General features: G+C 68.3%; 17 protein-coding genes. 12 read left to right on the plus strand and 5 right to left on the minus strand.

The features are described 5' to 3' along the window. The first annotated feature begins 74 nt into the window (after window positions 1-74). From ASF45_RS25635 to ASF45_RS25675, 9 genes are all read left to right on the plus strand, one after another. A complete protein-coding gene (locus ASF45_RS25635) occupies window positions 75-1,118 on the plus strand; it encodes a LacI family DNA-binding transcriptional regulator (RefSeq protein WP_056670102.1) in 1,044 nt (347 codons plus the stop codon). Between the two features lie 13 nt (window positions 1,119-1,131). Continuing rightward, window positions 1,132-2,142, plus strand: a complete 1,011-nt coding sequence (locus tag ASF45_RS25640; protein WP_056670108.1) for a hydroxyacid dehydrogenase — start codon at window positions 1,132-1,134, stop codon at window positions 2,140-2,142. Between the two features lie 16 nt (window positions 2,143-2,158). After that, the gene (locus ASF45_RS25645; protein ID WP_056670110.1) at window positions 2,159-2,971 is read left to right on the plus strand and encodes an amidohydrolase family protein; all 813 of its coding nucleotides are present in this window, start codon (window positions 2,159-2,161) and stop codon (window positions 2,969-2,971) included. 284 nt (window positions 2,972-3,255) lie between these two features. Next, window positions 3,256-4,839, plus strand: coding sequence for a long-chain-fatty-acid--CoA ligase (locus tag ASF45_RS25650; RefSeq protein ID WP_162244056.1), 1,584 nt, complete (start codon window positions 3,256-3,258; stop codon window positions 4,837-4,839). A gap of 29 nt (window positions 4,840-4,868) precedes the next feature. Then, window positions 4,869-6,068 carry a substrate-binding domain-containing protein gene (locus tag ASF45_RS25655; RefSeq protein WP_056670117.1) on the plus strand — a complete coding sequence of 400 codons (1,200 nt, stop codon included), beginning with the start codon at window positions 4,869-4,871 and terminating at the stop codon, window positions 6,066-6,068. A gap of 4 nt (window positions 6,069-6,072) precedes the next feature. Then, window positions 6,073-6,858: an ABC transporter ATP-binding protein gene (locus ASF45_RS25660; RefSeq protein ID WP_056670120.1), complete on the plus strand. Its 786-nt coding sequence runs from the start codon at window positions 6,073-6,075 to the stop codon at window positions 6,856-6,858. Further along, window positions 6,848-7,576 carry an ABC transporter ATP-binding protein gene (locus ASF45_RS25665; RefSeq protein ID WP_056670122.1) on the plus strand — a complete coding sequence of 243 codons (729 nt, stop codon included), beginning with the start codon at window positions 6,848-6,850 and terminating at the stop codon, window positions 7,574-7,576. The genes ASF45_RS25660 and ASF45_RS25665 overlap by 11 nt, the downstream gene beginning before the upstream one ends. Window positions 7,577-7,608: 32 nt before the next feature. Beyond that, window positions 7,609-8,637 (plus strand): branched-chain amino acid ABC transporter permease, encoded by a 1,029-nt coding sequence (locus ASF45_RS25670; protein ID WP_056670125.1) that lies wholly within the window; start codon window positions 7,609-7,611, stop codon window positions 8,635-8,637. Window positions 8,638-8,639: 2 nt separating this feature from the next. Then, entirely contained in the window at window positions 8,640-9,710 is a 1,071-nt protein-coding gene (locus ASF45_RS25675) for a branched-chain amino acid ABC transporter permease (RefSeq protein WP_056670127.1), read from the plus strand. A gap of 208 nt (window positions 9,711-9,918) precedes the next feature. Here the strand turns inward: ASF45_RS25675 and ASF45_RS25680 are convergent, their stop codons facing one another. From ASF45_RS25680 to ASF45_RS25700, 5 genes are read right to left on the minus strand one after another with little or no spacing between them, the layout of a single operon-like run. Next, window positions 9,919-10,479 carry a carboxymuconolactone decarboxylase family protein gene (locus ASF45_RS25680; RefSeq protein ID WP_056670131.1) on the minus strand — a complete coding sequence of 187 codons (561 nt, stop codon included), beginning with the start codon at window positions 10,477-10,479 and terminating at the stop codon, window positions 9,919-9,921. Window positions 10,480-10,515: 36 nt separating this feature from the next. Further along, window positions 10,516-11,301 carry an alpha/beta fold hydrolase gene (locus ASF45_RS25685; RefSeq protein ID WP_056670134.1) on the minus strand — a complete coding sequence of 262 codons (786 nt, stop codon included), beginning with the start codon at window positions 11,299-11,301 and terminating at the stop codon, window positions 10,516-10,518. Then, window positions 11,298-12,125 (minus strand): 2,3-dihydroxyphenylpropionate 1,2-dioxygenase, encoded by an 828-nt coding sequence (locus ASF45_RS25690; RefSeq protein ID WP_056670142.1) that lies wholly within the window; start codon window positions 12,123-12,125, stop codon window positions 11,298-11,300. Before ASF45_RS25690 ends, ASF45_RS25685 begins: the two co-directional genes overlap by 4 nt. Beyond that, window positions 12,118-12,426, minus strand: coding sequence for a subunit of meta cleavage enzyme (locus tag ASF45_RS25695; protein WP_056670145.1), 309 nt, complete (start codon window positions 12,424-12,426; stop codon window positions 12,118-12,120). The genes ASF45_RS25690 and ASF45_RS25695 overlap by 8 nt, the downstream gene beginning before the upstream one ends. Next, complete coding sequence (locus ASF45_RS25700; protein WP_056670148.1) at window positions 12,426-13,589, minus strand: S9 family peptidase; 1,164 nt, start codon at window positions 13,587-13,589, stop codon at window positions 12,426-12,428. Before ASF45_RS25700 ends, ASF45_RS25695 begins: the two co-directional genes overlap by 1 nt. Before the next feature lie 331 nt (window positions 13,590-13,920). Between ASF45_RS25700 and ASF45_RS25705 the strand changes: the two genes are divergently transcribed. From ASF45_RS25705 to ASF45_RS25715, 3 genes are all read left to right on the plus strand, one after another. Next, window positions 13,921-15,045, plus strand: a complete 1,125-nt coding sequence (locus ASF45_RS25705; RefSeq protein ID WP_056670151.1) for an FAD-dependent monooxygenase — start codon at window positions 13,921-13,923, stop codon at window positions 15,043-15,045. 85 nt (window positions 15,046-15,130) lie between these two features. Next, a complete protein-coding gene (locus ASF45_RS25710) occupies window positions 15,131-16,219 on the plus strand; it encodes a porin (protein WP_063887786.1) in 1,089 nt (362 codons plus the stop codon). A 33-nt stretch (window positions 16,220-16,252) separates the two neighbouring features. Beyond that, complete coding sequence (locus tag ASF45_RS25715; RefSeq protein WP_056670156.1) at window positions 16,253-17,260, plus strand: tripartite tricarboxylate transporter substrate-binding protein; 1,008 nt, start codon at window positions 16,253-16,255, stop codon at window positions 17,258-17,260. Window positions 17,261-17,293 lie beyond the last annotated feature (33 nt).

Below are 17,293 nucleotides of genomic sequence, written 5' to 3' on the forward strand. Positions count from 1 at the left end.
CGCTGCTTGCGAGCCGGTTTCGTGCCCTGCGACTGCGCGCTGGCCCCTTGAACAACTGAACAGCTTCTTCCCACGTGACCACCATCCAGGACGTCGCCCGCCATGCCGAGGTGTCGGCCAGCACGGTCTCCAACGTGCTGAACGGCCGGGCCGACCGCATGCGGCCCGAGACGCGCGAACGCGTGCAGGCCGCCATCGCGGCCCTGCAGTTCCGCCCCAGCAAGCTGGCCCAGCAGCTCAAGACCGGGCAGACGCCGCTGCTCGGCCTGCTCGTGCCTTCGATGGCCAACCCCATGTACGGCTTCATCGCGCGCGAGGTCGAGACCTGCGCGCAAGAGCGCTTCGGCCTGCGGCTGCTGATCGGCAGCACCTACCGCGACGCGGCCAAGGAAGCCGCTTTCTTCGAGGACATGCTGGCCCATGGCGTGCGCCGCGTGATCGTGATCTCCTCGCTGGCCGAGGAGCGGCACCTGGAGTCGGCCGTGGAGCGCGGCATGGCCGTCATGAGCTACGACCGGCGCGCCACGCCGGGCCAGCCCTCGGCCGTGGGCCACGTGACGCCCGACAACTTCGAGGCCGGCCGCCTGGCCACCGCCCACCTGGTCGCGCACGGCCACCGCCGGCTGGCTTTCGTCACGGTGGCCGGCATGACCATGAGCCGGCGCGACAAGATGGCGGGCTTCCATGCCGCCGCCGCGGCCGCAGGGCTGGCCGACAGCGCCAGGGTGCTGGACGGGGGGCCGCTGGACGAGTACGGCGACTCGGTGATCGCCGAGGTCGGCCGCGCCATGGGCCTGCAACTGGCGGCCGACCCCGGGCGGCCGACCGGCCTGGTCGCGCTGAACGACCTCATGGCGCTGGGCCTCATGGCCGGGCTGCGCGAGGGCGGGGTGGATGTGCCCGGCCAGGTCTCGGTCGTGGGCATCGACGGCCTGTTCCTGGCCGCGCTGTCCAACCCCGGCCTGACCCATGTGCAACTGCCCATCCGCGAGATGGCGCAGGCCATGGTCGAGGCCATCGCGGGCGAGGGCGCGCCGCCGCCCGAACAGATCTTCCACCAGGTGCGGCTCGTCGAGCGCGCCTCCGTGGCCGCACCGCCCGGTGCGCCGACACGATGAGAACAAGGCAGACATGACGACGGTTTTCGTGAGCCATCCGCAGGACAAGTTCGACCACTACTTCGGCCAGCGCGCGCTTGCACAGCTGCGCAGCGTGGCGCAGGTGCGCTGCAACCCCGAGCCGCGCGAACTCACGCTGCCCGAGCTCGTGGACGCGCTCGACGGCTGCGACGCGCTGATCGCCTACCGTGGCACGGCGGGCCCCGAGGCGCTGTTCGCAGCGCGGCCGCAGCTGGCCGCCTTCGTGCGCTGCGCGATCGACATCCGCACCGTGGACGTGCCGGCCGCCAGCCGCCACGGCGTGCTGGTCACCCAGGCCAGCGCCGGCTTCATCGCCTCGGTGTCGGAATGGATCGTCGGCGCCATGGTCGACCTGGGCCGCGGCACCAGCCGCTACACCGCGGCCTACCACGCGGGCCAGGTGCCGGCGCCGGTCATGGGCCGGCAGCTGCGCGGCAGCACGCTGGGCGTGGTGGGTTATGGCCAGATCGCGCGCTACCTGTGCGAGCTGGCGTTGGCGCTGGGCATGCAGGTGCGCGTGGCCGCGCCGGAAGCCGTGCCTGCCGAGGGCGCGCTGCGCCAGGCGCCGCTGCCCGCGCTGCTGGCCGAGAGCGACTTCGTGGTCTGCCTGGCACCGGCCAAGCCCGAGACGCACCACCTGTTCGACGCGGCCGCCTTTGCCGCGATGCGGCCCGGCGCCTTCTTCGTGAACGCCGCGCGCGGCGAGCTCGTGGACGAGGCTGCGCTGCGGGCCGCGCTGGACAGCGGCCACCTGGGCGGTGCCGCGCTCGACGTGGGCATGGCGCCCGACCAGATGCCCAGCCCCGCGCTGGCCCGCCATCCGCGCGTGGTGGCCGCGCCGCACATCGGCGGGCTCACGCCGCCGGCCATCGAGCACCAGGCGCTGGAAACCGTCGCGCAGATCGGCGCACTGCTGCGCGGCGAGATGCCGCCCGGTGCCGTCAACGCGGGCGATGCCACGCGTGTACGGCGCTGGCCCGCGTTCGCCGCCGCCACGGCCTGACTCCCCTGGAACTTCCATGACCACTGCCACTTTCGACGGCGCGTGCGACTGCCACGTGCACATCTACGAGCCCGGCTACGCGCTGGCGCCCACCGCCACCTTCACGCCGCCCGATGCGCCGCTCTCGGCCTACCGCGCCGTGCAGCAGGCCCTGGGCCTGCGCCGCGCGGTGGTCGTGCAGCCCACGGGCTATGGTTTCGACAACGCCTGCACGCTGGCGGCCGTGGCGGGGCTGGGCGCCGACGGGCGGGCCGTGGTGGTGGTGCCGCCCGACGTGTCCGACGCCGAACTCGAACGCCTGCATGCGGCCGGCGCGCGCGGCATCCGCTTCATGATGCTCGCCGGTGGCCTGCTGACCTGGGACGCGCTGGAAACCCTGGCCGCGCGGGTCGAGCCGCTGGGCTGGCACATCGACCTGCAGTTCGACGGCCGCGACATGCCGCAGCATGTGGAGCGGCTGCGGCGACTGCCAGGCAAGCTCGTGATCGACCACATCGGCAAGTTCCTGGGACCGACCACGCCGGACGACGCGGCCTTCGGCGCGCTGCGCCGTGTGCTCGACGCCGGCCGCTGCTGGGTCAAGCTGGCTGCGCCCTATGAAACCTCGCGCAGCGGCCCGCCGGCCTATGCCGACGTGGCGCCGCTCGCGCGTGCGTTGGCCGAGCACCATGCCGAACGCTGCATCTGGGCCAGCAACTGGCCGCACCCCAACGTGCAGCCCCAGCCCGACAACCGGGCGCTGCTCGACTGGGCACTGGCGTGCATCGGCGACACGCAGCGCGCCCAGCGCATCCTCGTGGACAACCCGGCCGCGCTGTACGGGTTCTGAGCGGACCGGCGCACAAGGCCGCAGGCCGGCCACTGCGTGCGCCTGTGTCCCCGCGCGGCGTCTGTGCGCGCATTCATCCATCGCAGGCGCCGCCAAGTCTTGCGCCCAGGCGCTGCGCTGATCGGCGGTCCGTCCGGGCAGACCCGCAGTGCCACAGCGAGTTGACGCAAGAGCCGGTGCAACCCCGCCGGTAGCCTTCCGCCATCGCCACGAGGGCACGGTGGCCGGTTGCAGGCGGCCGGCCGCTGGGCCGCCGGACCTGCTATCCAACGAAGGACATGCGCATGCAAGACCCCGCCACGAACGACCGCACGCTGGTCGATGGCCTGGCCCGCCAGTTGGCCACCCGGCCCCAGGCCACGGCCTACCGCTGCGGCGAGCGCCGCCTCACGTTCGCCGATGTGGAGCGCGAGACCAACCGGCTGGCCAACGCGCTGGCCGCCACTGGCGTGGGTCGCGGCAGCCGCGTGGCGGTGCTGACCAAGCACCACATCGAGTGCCTGCTGGTCACGCTGGCGGCCTGCAAGCTGGGCGCCGTGTGCATGCCCGTGAACTGGCGCCTCACGGGGGCCGAGGCGGCCTACATCGTCAACCACGGCGAGGCCAGCTTCCTGATGGCCGATGCCGAGTTCCTGCCCACCGTGCAGGCGGCGGAACTGCCGGGCATCACAACCCTGGTCAGCACGCTGGGCGGCAGCGGCGCCGTGCCCGGCCTGGCCGACTGGTACGCCGGCTTCGACGCGCACTGCACGCCCGTGGCCGTGGATGCGCAGGACGCGGCGCTGCAGCTGTACTCCTCGGGAACGACCGGCCTGCCCAAGGGCGTCGTGCTCTCGCATGCCGGGCTGCTGTCGACCTCGCGCGTGGTGGCGCGCGACTGGAACTTCGACGCGCGCCATGTGCTGGGCAACCCGCTGCCGGTGTTCCACGTGGCCGGCATGACCATGCTGCTGCTCACGCTCTACACGGGCGGGCAGACCGCCTCGTATCCGGACTTCGACCCCAAGGCCTACCTGGCGGCCTTCGCCGCGCACGGCATCACCCACACCTTCGTGGTGCCGGCCATGCTGCTGTTCATGCTGCAGGTGCCGGATGCGAAAGACCTGCCCAAGCCCGCCCTGCAGCTGATCGCCTACGGCGGCTCGCCGATCAGCGAGACCGTGCTGCAGCAAGCCTTCGAGGTGTTCGGCTGCGACTTCCTGCAGGTCTACGGCCTGACCGAGGTCTCGGGCCCAGCCACCTTCCTGATGCCCGAGGACCACCGCGCTGGCGATGCCGAGTTGCTGCGCGCGGCGGGCCGGCCCATCGGCGGTGCGCGGCTGCGCATCGTCGATCCGATCACGCAGCAGGACGTGGCCGGCGATGGCGCGGTGGGCGAGGTCTGGATCGAGTCCGACCGCAACCTGCTGGAGTACTGGCGCAACCCCGAGGCCACCGAGGCCGCCTACCCCGAGGGCCGCAACGCCCGCGGCGGCTGGTTCCGCTCGGGCGACGGTGGCTACCTGAAGGATGGCTACCTCTACATCCACGACCGCATCAAGGACATGATCGTGTCGGGCGGCGAGAACATCTATCCGGCCGAGGTCGAGAACGTGCTGATGCGCCACCCGGCCGTGGCCGATGGCGCCGTGATCGGCGTGCCAGACGCGACCTGGGGCGAGGCGGTGAAGGCCTGCGTGGTGCTGCGGCCCGGCCACACGGCCGACGCGGCCGGCGTCATCGCCTTCATGCGCGAGCATCTGGCGCACTACAAGTGCCCCAAGAGCGTGGACATCGTCGAGGCGCTGCCGCGCAACCCGAGCGGAAAGATCCTGAAGCGCGTGCTGCGCGAGCCCTACTGGAAGGGCCAGCGCCGCGCCGTGGGTTGACTGCGCCAACACATCGAAGGAGACAAGCCATGCTAAAGAAGCGCATCCTCGCCGCCACCGCGGCCCTGGCCTGCTGGGCCGCGCCGCACGCCGTGCTGGCCCAGGCCGGCAAGCCCATCAAGATCGCGCTGATCGCCAGCAAGACCGGCCCGTCGGAGCAGTACGCGCGCGACACCGAGCGCGGCGTGCGCCTGGCGCTGGAGTACCTGACGCAGGGCTCCATGACGCTGCTGGACCGCAAGATCGAGCTGATCGTCAAGGACGACCAGATGAAGCCCGAACAGTCCAAGGCGCTGCTCACGCAGGCGCTGGCCGACGACAAGGCCGACATCGCCATCGGCACTTCCTGGTCGGGCGGCGCGCTGGCCATGGCGCCGGTGGCCGAGGAGTACGGCAAGATCCTGATGCTGGAGCCGGCGATTGCCGATTCGCTGACCGGCTCGGCCTGGAACAAGTACCTGTTCCGCGCCAGCCGCAACTCGTTCCAGGACGCGCTGGCCACGGCCGCCGCGCTCAAGGATGGCGACAACGTGGCCTTCCTCGCGCCCGACTACGTCTACGGCAAGGACGGCGTCAAGGCCTTCAAGGACGCACTGGGCGCCACCAAGCGCAAGGCCAACCTTGTGCACGAGGAGTTCATCCCGTTGGCCACCACGGACTTCACGGCGCCCATGCAGCGCATCTTCGACCGCATGAAGGACTTGAAGGGCAACAAGTACCTGGTGGTGATCTGGGGCGCGCCGAACCCGATCCGCAAGATCTCCGAGCTGAACCCGGGCCGCTACGGCATCGAGTTCCTGTCCATCGGCGGCGCCAACCTGGAGAACGCCAAACCCTGGAAGGGGCTGGACATTGGCGGGGGCACCTTCTACTACTACGACTTCCCCAAGAACCCCATGAACGACTGGCTCGTGGCCGAGCACAGGAAGCGCTACAACGTGCCGCCCGACCTGTTCACCGCGGGGGGATTCACGGCTGCGGCGGCCGTGGTGGCGGGCATCCGCAAGGCCGGCAGCGTGGACACGCCCAAGCTCATCGCCGCGATGGAGGGCATGGAGTTCGACACGCCCAAGGGCAAGATGACGTTCCGCAAGGAAGACCACCAGGCCATGCAGGTGCAGTACCAGTTCCGCATGAAGAAGGACGGCAGGAGCGAGTGGGACCTCTTCGAGCTGGTGCGCGAGATTGCGGCGAGCGAGATGCCGGTGCCGATCACCGTCAAGCCGTAACGGCATGGCGAGCACTTGCGCGCTGGCCAGCCGGGACTTGAGCATCCGCTTCGGCGGCCACGCGGCCGTGGACGACGTGAGCGCGTCCTTCGAAGCCGGCACCTTGACGGCCATCGTCGGCCCCAACGGTGCCGGCAAGACCACCTACTTCAACCTGCTGTCGGGCCAGCTCCAGGCCAGCGCCGGCCAGGTGCTCTACAAGGGCGAGGACATCACGCGCCTGAGTGCCGCGCAGCGCACCACGCGCGGCATCGGCCGTGCGTTCCAGCTGACCAATTTGTTCCCGCGCCTGTCGGTGGGCGAGAACGTGCGCCTGGCGGTGCAGAGCCGCCACCGCGCCGGCTTCAACATGCTGGCCATGTGGCGCCAGCGCGCCGACCTCATCGACGAGGCCGACGCCTGCCTGGAAGAAGTGGGCCTGGCCGCGCGCCGCGACGACCAGGCCGCCAAGCTGCCGCACGGCGACAAGCGCAAGCTGGAGGTGGCCATGCTGATGGCGCTGCGGCCCGAGGTCGTGATGTTCGACGAGCCCACGGCCGGCATGAGCGTGGACGAGGTGCCGGTGATCCTGGAGCTGATCCGGCGCCTGAAGGCGCGCGGCGACAAGACCATCCTGCTCGTGGAGCACAAGATGGACGTGATCCATTCGCTGGCCGACCGCATCGTGGTGCTGCACAACGGCCGGCTCGTGGCCGACGGCCTGCCGGCCGAGGTCATGGCCTCGCCCATCGTGCAGGAGGCCTACCTGGGCGTGCGCCGCAAGGCGAAAGAGGTGACCCATGCCGCATGACGTTCTGCTGCAGCTCGAAGGCGTGCACACCCACATCGGCGAGTACCACATCCTGCAGGGCGTGGACCTCGCCGTGCCGCGCGGCGCGCTCACGGTGCTGTTGGGCCGCAACGGCGCGGGCAAGAGCACCACCTTGCGCACCATCATGGGCCTGTGGCAGGCCAGCCGCGGACGCACCACCTTCGCGGGCCGCGACATCACGGCGACCAGCACACCCGACATCGCGCGCGCCGGCATCGCCTTCGTGCCCGAGGACATGGGCATCTTCGCCGGCCTCACGGTGCAGGAGAACCTGCGCCTGGCGGCCATCGCCGGGCGCTTCGACGAAGCCCGGCTGGACTGGATCTTCGGCCTGTTCCCCGCGCTCAAGCGCTTTTGGCTGCGGCCCGGCGGCCTGCTCTCGGGCGGGCAGAAGCAGATGCTGGCCATCGCGCGTGCCATCGTCGAGCCGCGCCAGCTGCTGCTGATCGACGAGCCGACCAAGGGCCTGGCCCCGGCCATCATGGACAACCTGGCCCAGGCCTTCGAGGACCTCAAGGCGCGCGACACCACCATCCTGCTGGTGGAGCAGAACTTCCATTTCGTGCGCGGCCTGGGCGACCACGTGGCCGTGATGGACGACGGCCGCATCGTGCACACGGGCGCCATGGCCGCGCTGTCCGCCAACGAAGCCTTGCAGTCCCGATTGCTCGGCCTGCACGCCGGAGCCATCCACTGATGCGCGCCGCCACCCCATCGCCTGGAGAGAGCATGGCCGTTGCCGAACCGCCGCCGACGATCGCCGCGCCCGAGCCCCTGCCGGGCCGCCAGCGCGACTGGCTGCCCGCTGCCATGATCGCCGGCGGGATCGCGCTGGCGCTGCCCCTGGTCGGCAGCGTGCCGACCTGGATCACGCTGACCGTGGCCGCGCTGGCCATGGGCATGATGCTGTTCATCATGGCCAGCGGGCTCACGCTGGTGTTCGGCCTCATGGACGTGATGAACCTGGGCCACGCGGCCTTCGTCGCCGTGGGCGCCTACACGGCCACGCTGCTGGTGGTGCCGCTCAAGGGGCTGCTGGCCTCGCCCTCGGTCGGCGCCAGCCTGCTGGCCATCGCCGCCGTGATCGTGGCGGCCATGGTGGTCACTGCTGCGCTGGGCTGGGTCTACGAGCGGCTGTTCGTCAAGCCCGCCTATGGCGACCACTTGAAGCAGATCCTCGTGACCATCGGCTCCATGATCATCATCGAGCAGTTGGTGCTGGTGCTGTTCGGCGTGAACCAGATGCTGCTGCCGCTGCCCGAGGCCGTGCGTGGCTCCATCGTCATCGGCGATGTGGGCGTGGAGCGCTACCGGCTCGTGGCCGTGGGCGTGGGCGCGGTGGTCTTCGTCGGCCTCACGCTGCTGCTGGGCCGCACGCGCATCGGCCTGTTGATCCGTGCCGGCGTGGAGAACCGCGCCATGGTCGAGGCCCTGGGCTACCGCGTGCGCGGCATCTTCGTCGGCGTGTTCGTGGCCGGCTCGGCGCTGGCCGGCCTGGGCGGCGTGATGTGGGCCTTCTACCGCGAGCAGTTCACGGTGGCCATCGGCGCCGAGGTGTTGGTGCAGATGCTCATCATCGTGGTGATCGGTGGGCTGGGCTCGGTCACGGGCTGCTTCGCGGGCGCCATGCTGGTCGCGCTGGCCACCAACTACGTGAGCTTCCTGCTGCCGGATCTGGCGCTGGTGTCCAGCATCCTCGTGATGACCGTGGTGTTGCTCTGGCGACCTCAGGGCCTGTACCCCGTGAACCAACACTGACCATGCTCACACACCTGTTGTCCGGTGACTTCCCGCGCAGCCGCCTGCTCTCGGGCGTGCTGTTGTTGATCCTGCTGTACCTGGCGACCGCGCCCTTCCTGTTCCCGGGCGCACGCGCGCTCAACGTGGCGGCCACGGTCTGCGTGTTCGTGGTGCTGGTTGCGTCCTTCGACCTGCTGCTGGGCTACTGCGGCGTGGTCTCGTTCGCGCACGCCATGTTCTACGGCATCGGGGCCTACGGCGTGGCCATCGCCATGCACAAGCTGGGGCCGAACTGGGGCGCGATGGCGCTGGGCGCGCTGGCCGGCATCGCGCTGGCCGTGCTGCTGTCCTTGCTGATCGCGCTGATCTCGCTGCGCGTGCGCGCGATCTTCTACACCATGATGACGCTGGCCTTCGGCGCCGCCTTCGGTGCGCTGGTGCTGCGCCTGTCGGACCTCACGGGCGGCGACGATGGCCGCAGCTTCCGCCTGCCCGAGGTGCTGATGCCAGTCTTCCGCCCGTTCGAGGAGGACGTGTTCGGCGTCACGGTCAACGGCAAGGTCTTCGTCTACTACCTCGTGTTCGTGGTGTCGCTGGCGCTGTTCCTGTTCATGCTGCGCGTGGTCAATTCGCGCTTCGGCCGCGTGCTGGAGGCCATCCGCGAGAACGACTTCCGCGCCGAGGCCATCGGCTACCGCACGCTGCACTACCGCATCGCGGCCAACTGCCTGGCCGCCGCCATGGCGGCCTGCGCCGGCGTGCTGATGGCGCTGTGGCTGCGCTACGTGGGGCCACAGACCACGGTGGGCTTCAACGTCATGCTCAACATCCTGCTCATGGCTGTGATCGGTGGCCTGGGCACGGTCTACGGCGCGGTGGTCGGCGTCACGCTCTACGTGCTGGCCGAGAACTACCTGCAGAGCCTTCTGGGCGGCGTGAGCGGCGGTTTCAAGGGCCTGCCGCTGCTGCCCGAACTGTTCCACCCGGACCGCTGGATGCTGTGGCTGGGGCTGGTGTTCGTGCTCTCGGTGTACTTCTTCCCGAGCGGCATCGTGGGCCGGCTGCGCAGCCTGCGCGCGCGCCCCGTATAGCTGCGCATGTTGGATGCCAGACCAGGGCTGGCTTCAAGACCGAAGCGCGACACGTGCTCACTGAGCGAGAACCGGGGCCTGCTGGGCCGTGGCCAGCAACTGCAAGAACACCGCCGGCGGCGTGTTGAAGCCATGGGTCGCGCGAGGCCTTGCCGTTCAAGCTGGCACAGTTCGAACCCGGAGCGATTCAAGGGCTCGGCCGCAACGACTATCTGAGCTTTGGGCCCGGAGATGCCGGCGCCGGAGTGTGTGCCGCGTTCATCACCATGGCGAGCATGGCGTAGTAGCCATTGACGCCAATCAAGTCGATGGTTCCCTGCTCGCCGAGCATCTGGATCGACTGTTCCCACACGGCCTCGCTCACCGTTTTGGTGGCGTGCAGCTCTTGGCAGAAGCGGAACACCAAGGCCTCGTCCGGCGGAAGGCCCACAGGCTCGCGGCCATCCAGAATGGCATCCATCGTCGAGGGAGCGATTCCTTGCTCCAGCGCGATCGGCGCATGGATTGCCCACTCGGCGCTCTGGTTCCAGAACCGGGCAGTCAGCAAGATGGCAAGCTCCGAAAGACGCAATCCGATGCTGCTGCGGTAGCGCAGGTACTCTCCCATGCGCTGGCAATGCCCCATCAGCTCCGGGCTGCGTATCAAGGGGATGAACGGGGTGATCAGCTTTCCCCTGGGGCCGTTGATGATTTCCTGTGCTTCAGCACGCTGGGCTGGGGTCCATGCGTCTGGATGGATGGGAGGGAGGCGGTCGGCGTCAGAAGACATGGTGAGATGCTGGTGGTCAGGAAATCGACGTTCCGTTCAGTCGCGCAGGAACGCACAAAGCGCCTCTGTGAAACGCATGGCCTGCTCGACGTTGCCGATGTGCGCGGCATCTGCGAGGGCCAGGAACTCGGCCTGAGGCAGCCGATTCGCCATGTCCTCACTGACCTCCAGCGGCACGGCCATGTCGCGCCCCCCGCCGATGACGAGCGTGGGCATGCGCAGTGCTCCAAGCTGGCCGTGGTGGTCCAGACCGCAGATTGCGAGCGCGGCGGCGACGTATCCATCCACAGGTGTGTCGGCGACCATCTGACCGACCCAGGCCGTGGCTCCGTGGGCCTGTGCAAGAAACTCCGGCGTGAACCAGCGTGCGAGCGTTGGCGATGCTTGTGCCGCCATGCCTTCGAGCCTTGCAGCGGCGATGCGCTGGCGCCACAGTTGCGCAACGGCTGGGTTGGTATGCGCGCCGCAATGGGCAAGCACCAGCCGCTGGACCCGTTCGGGCGCGGCAAGCGCCAGTGACTGGGCAACCATGCCGCCGAAAGACAGTCCCGCCACGGCGAACGTGCCCAGTTCCAAGGGCGCGATCGCGTCGAGCACGGCCTGCGCATAGTCGGCCAACGCCGGTTCGCCAGGGAGCATGCCCGAGTCGCCATGGCCCGGCAGGTCCGGCACGATGACCAGTCTGCGACGTGCCAGCACCGGAATCTGCAGACTCCAGATGTCCCCCACCGTGGCGATCGGGTGCAGCAGCAGGACGGGCATGTCCCCGTGCGATCCGAACGTGCGGACGCGTAAGCGCTTCGCATCTTCAGGGACCGTCATCGCTGTGTGCTCCAGGAACCCAGCGCGATGCCGGTGTACCAGCTGGGGACCGCCTCGTAGAACCGGTTGTGGAACCCGCGGCCGCCTGCCGCACCGTGCGCGACAAGCCAGTTGCGGATCTCCTCTGCGCCATTGCCTGCCTCGTTCACGTGGTCGGTCGCGAAGCGCGCGAGAGGCTCCTCTTGGCCGCGTTCCAGCAGGCTGAGGAACTCGCGGTCGAACGGTTCATTGACCATGCCCATGCGCGGCGTCGCCACGTCGTGGCTGACGCCGCCCGTGGCCAGAACCGCAATGCGTTCGTCCCCAGGATAGGAGTCGATGGCGGCGCGCAACATCCGCCCCCACTTCAGACACCTGCGCATGGTGGGCAACGGGGGTTGCACGCAGTTGATCAACAGCGGCACGATCTTCAGTTGCTCACCCAAGCCAGCCAGCATCAAGGGAGTCAAGACACCGTGGTCGAGTGTCAGATGCATCGAGAACGAGGGGTCGAAGTCTGCGTTCAATGCCTCGCCAAGCAGATGGGCGCCAAACCCGGCATCCCCGGCAAGCTCGACTGCGGGCGCCTTCAGCCAATGCTCGGCCGGAGCCGGATAGCGGTTTCCTGCGCCGATGCAGAAGGCCGGAAAGTTGTCGAGGAAGAAGTTGTGCAGATGGTCGTCCGAGACCAGCACCAGGATGTCTGGGCGGCTGACCGCGATGGCAGCACCCAGCTCCTTGAATGCTGTATAGACCCGTTCGCGCACCGCGTCGCCGACGGCGTTCGGGAAATTGAGCATGACCGGCGTGTGGCTCGCCGCGAAGGACCCGACGAACTCAGCCATGGGAGGCCTCCGATCCGACCGCCCGCAGGGACCGAAGGAACGCGTCCTCAGGCATGCGCACTCCCAATGCATGCGCGCGCAACAGGTAAGGATTGGCGCCTGCAAGGTACAACTGGCCGATGGCGTTGTCGCGGATCAGATGCTTGACCTCGGTCGGCAAGGAAATGTCCTTCATGTAGTCCACGGGGTTGTCCAGGTAACGTTGGAGATGACCGTCCTTGTGGTGCACATCGAAGAGAACGCGGTTGATCCAGTAGCACTCTGGCGTTGGCATGGCAAGTTGCCAATTGCGGACGGCCATCACGCCGCTCCTCTGATCTCTTTGACTTGGGTGGCCAGCCATTCGACGATGGTCGGCAGCGTTTGCGGCGTCAGGCCCATGTGCCCGCCCGGGAAAAGTCGCACATGCTTGGGGTTGCCGTGCTCGGTCAACAAATGCAGGTCTTCGATGGGGCACTGCTTGTCTTCCCGCCCATTGACCAGCAGCAATGGAGCGCTACGGCGGTCCAGCAAGCCTTGGTCCAGCAGCGACAGGCGCTTGAAGAAGGCCAGGTACTCCGCGTCATTGCTGGCGCCCAGCATGCGGCACCGTGTTTCCACAAGACCCATCAGGTAGCTGTCCGGGTAGCGCGAGGCGCCAATCCATTCCGGCTGGAACATGTAGTGCGCGCCGCCCCCCCAGTTCACCGCACCGCGAAGTCGGTCGGGGAACAGCAGCGCGAGCTTGGTTGCCCAGTAGCCGCCGAACGAACGGCCTAGGCAGGCCATGCGCTTGCCGTCTAGATCGGGCTGCTTCTCCACCCAGTCGAACACGGTGGCGAACTGCCGCTCCGCGTCCTGGACACCGCGGACGGGAGACTCGCCGGTGCCAGCGTTGTCCATGGCAACCGTGGCCACGCCAAGTGCGAGCAGCGCATCGCAGGCCAGTGTCATCTGCTCTTTCCAGGCGTCGACACCACCCCACATCACCACCACGGGAGGTCGCTCGATGCCAGGGGGTCTGCGCAGCAGAACCACCACCTCACGGCCTTCGCCTTCGCGCCCGTCGAACGCGATGGACACCCGCTTCACAGGGCTGGGCCAATGCGCGGACGCCTGCAGGTAGGTGTCGCGCTCCAGCTCTGCGCAGAGCTGCTTGTCCGGATGGTCGGGGCATGGAAAGCGCCCCATGAAGTACAGACCGCTCGCCTTCATGAACAGTCGACTGGCCGTCTGGACGTCGCCGCCAGCCCGGGATTGCGCTGCGGCACGCCGGACCGCGTCGCCTGCTGCACGCCAGTGTCCGGCCCAGCTTGCGCCATCCAGTCCAGGCAGTTGATCGATGAGAGCCTCGCCCTCCTGTGGGTCCAAGGCGTTCATGGGGTGTGTGCGCGAAGCGAGCCGCTTCTTCATCCACGCGCGTGCCTCCTCCAGGGTTTTGGGACGGCCCTGGATGTCCCCGTCTTGTGCTGCTGCCTGACTCATGGTGATCGGTCTCCGTAGGAAAAAAGCGCTGTTGCCGGTGTACGGCCGGCGACGGCTGGTGTGCGCTGAAATGGTAGGCAACGCCAGCCTGGGGCGTTTGCCTGAGAGCGCACCCACTGTTGACCGGGAGTGCGTTGAGCCCACACGGGCTCAGCAAGCGTGGACGCGCCGTCTGCGCGCCGTTTGAACGCCGTTTGAGCGTCGTCGGGACGCCGACTTGACCAGGCGCGCGCCCTGTGTTGACCAGGCCGGAAATGGGGCCGCACAGCCGTTGACGCGCTGGTGCTCGGGCCGCTTCAATCGCCCCCCAGCAACCCGGAGGCATCAACAAATGAAGCAGACTCGACGCGCCCTTGTGGTCGGCGGCGGCATCGCAGGAATGGCGTCGGCACTCACACTGCGCCGCATCGGATGGGACGTGGACCTGATCGATCTTGATCCGGGATGGCGGGTCTACGGTGCCGGCATCACCATCACCGGCCCGACCTTGCGGGCCATGAAGCAACTGGGCATCTACGACGAAGTGGCGGCTCAAGCCTACGTGGGCCATGGCATTCAGGTCTGCGACATGCAAGGCCACCGGATCGAGACCGTGGAGACACCGATTGCGCCAGAAGCTGGCGTGGCTGGGTGCGGAGGCATCATGCGCCCGCTCCTGCACCGGATCCTCTCGGAACGTGTGCTTCGGTCGGGCACCAAGGTTCGCCTCGGCCTCACGGTGGGTGCGCTGGACGCTTCGGGCGAAGGCGCACGCATTGAGTTCAGCGATGGCAGCACCGGCGACTACGCGCTCGTGGTGGGGGCCGACGGTCTGTTCTCGACCGTGCGGTCGCTGCTGTTCCCACAGGCCGAGAAGCCGCGCTACATGGGCCAGTACGTGTGGCGCACTGTCGCTGCCCGGCCGGCTGGTTTCCACCAGCGCCACTTCTTTCTGGGTGGTCCGCACAAGGTCGGTCTCACGCCGGTGTCGGCCGACACGATGTACATGTTCCTGCTGGAAACGTGCGACGAGCGCCCACGGTTGGACGACGCGCTTCTCGCTCCTGAACTCGCTCGCTTGCTGCAGGGTTACGGTGGGCCGTTGCAACGGATCCGTGAGGAGCTGTCGCCGCAGTCGCCCATCATCGTCCGGCCGCTGGAGGCCTTTCGATTGGCACCGCCGTGGGCGCGCGGCTGCGTCCAGCTCATCGGCGACGCCGTACACCCCACGACGCCTCAGCTCGCTTCCGGCGCTGGCCTGGCGATCGAAGACGCCTTGGTATTGGGCGAAGAGCTGCAGGCCGCGCCCGATGTGCCTGCCGCGCTCGATCGCTTCTTACAGCGTCGGCATGCGCGCTGCCAGTTGGTGGTCGAAAGTTCTTTCAGCATCGGTGACAAGGAGCGCCAGGGCGCGCCGGCGCACGAACAGACCGCCATCCTGACGCGAAGCCTGGCCGCGCTGGCCGACGACATCTGACTTCTTGCCTCGCAGGCCGCAGCGTCTGCTCTGCGACAAGGGCCCCGATCAACAGCAACGCGGAATCTTCCGCGGGGAGACAAGCATGAAAAATGAATCGAGTTCTCTGGTGCCGCGCGCGGTATTGCCAACCCTTCTTGCGCTTGCAGGCGCGGCCCAGGCGCAGTCCGGTGCGTCGGTGTACGGCATCGTCGACGTCGCCATGGAGCGGCTGACCAATGTGAACAGCGCCGGCGACAACCGCTTGCGCCAGCCGTCGCTGACGGGCTCGCTGCCCTCCCGCCTGGGGTTCCGGGTGCGCGAAGATCTGGGCGCCGGAACGGCTTTGCTGGCCCAATTGGAGATGGGCTTCGCGCCGAACACCGGCAACCTCAACTTCGGCGGCCGGGCCTGGGGGCGTGGCAGCTTCGTCGGCTTCAGCACGCCCTACGGGACGGTGACCGGCGGCCGGCTGCCGGTGATGACCACACAAGCGATCCATTCGGCGATGGGCCCGAGTCTGTACTCCCTGGGATCGATCGATTCCTACATTCCCAATGCGCTCAGCGACAACACGGTCGGCTATCTGGGTACGTTCGGCCCGGTGTCGGTCGGAGCGACTTACAGCCTTGGCCGTGACACTGTCGCGGGGGTCGGGCCTGCCGCCACCAACTGTCCAGGTGGCACCGGTGGGAAAGCTTGCCACCAATGGACCGGCATGCTGAAGTACAGCACCAAGGCGTTCAGTGCCGCGATGGCCCACGACGTGATGAATGGCGGCCCGAACGCCACGTTGGGCCTCAACGATGCGCGCTACCGCGACCGCCGCACTCTCCTGTCCGCAAGCATGCAATGGGATGCCGTGAAGCTGTTCGCCGGCGTGCTGCACCGTTCACGCTCCACGGCAACCGAGCTGCGAAGCAACATCTACTACGTCGGCGCGAGTTACCCCTTTGCTCCACGGTGGACCGCCGATGTCGAGGTCTACCGATACAGCCTGGCTGGCACCGCAAACGATTCCACGCTGCTTTCCGCGCGCGTGAGCCACGCCTTCTCTGCGCGCACCGCGGTCTACGCCAGTGCCGGTCATGTGCGCAATGCGTCGGCCGCAGCCGTGTCTGTGAGTGCGGCATCCACCGTGGGCACAGGCTTGAACCAGTTGGGACTGGCCGCTGGTGTGCGGCACAGCTTCTGACGGCCGGTGCCAACAAACTTCATGGAGAACAACATGTCCTGCTACCCCATCAACCGCCGTTCCCTCCTGCGCCAGCTCGGCGTCCCCTGCGCGTTGACGGCTGTGGCGCCGCTGTCCGTGTGGGCCCAGAAGCCGGCGACGTTGCCGCTGGCTCGCATCGTCGTGGGCTCCGGTGCCGGTTCGGTGATCGACAACTTGGCCCGCCGGGTTTCTGAGCGGCTCCAAGGAGGTTACGCCCAGTCCGTCATCGTGGAGAACCGCACGGGAGCTTCGGGCCAGCTCGCGGTGAGCTACGTCAAAGGCGCGGCGCCGGACGGCGCGACGCTGCTGCTGACGCCATCGCCGCACATGGTGCTGTTCCCGTTCACGTTCCAGAGCCTGCCATACCGTCCTGCGGTGGACTTGCTGCCGGTCTCACTGGGCGCGACGTTCGACCTCGCGTTTGCGGTCGGGCCGCTGGTCCCCACCCAGGTGCGCACCCTCAAGGAGTTCGTGCAGTGGTGCAAGGCGCACCCGGACAAGGCGCAGTTCGGCTCGCCCGCCGCTGGCTCGACGCCACATTTCACCGGGGCCATGTTGGCGCGCGCGGAGAACTTCGCGCTGGACCACGTCGCCTACCGCGGCCCCAATCCGGCCGTGCTGGACATGGTCGGCGGGCACATTGCTGCGGCGTGTGCTCCGTTGGGGGATTTGCAGACCTTTGCCAAGACGGGCAAGTGCCGCGTCCTGGGCACGACGGGCAGAAAGCGAAGCACGTTTACCCCGGGCACGGCGACGTTCCTGGAACAGGGGTATTCCGATGTGGTCATCGAGGACTGGGTCGGTTTCTTCCTGCCCGCCAAAACGCCTGCTGCGCTGGTGCAGTGGGCGCAGGAGGACATCGCCCGGGCGCTGTCGATCCACGAACTCAAGGAGGCCATGGCTTCCAGCTGCTACGAGGTGGTGAGCAGCACCCCGGACGCTCTGGCTGCGCGCATGGCGGAAGAAGCTGCCCGCTGGAAGGGTGTCGTCACGGCACTCGGCTTCACGGCGATGAGCTGACAAGCACCAGCCGGGTGAGGGCGGGCCTGTCAG

Origin of the sequence: Pseudorhodoferax sp. Leaf265, from assembly GCF_001422365.1 — a bacterium.
In the GTDB taxonomy this organism is placed as follows: domain Bacteria; phylum Pseudomonadota; class Gammaproteobacteria; order Burkholderiales; family Burkholderiaceae_C; genus Pseudorhodoferax.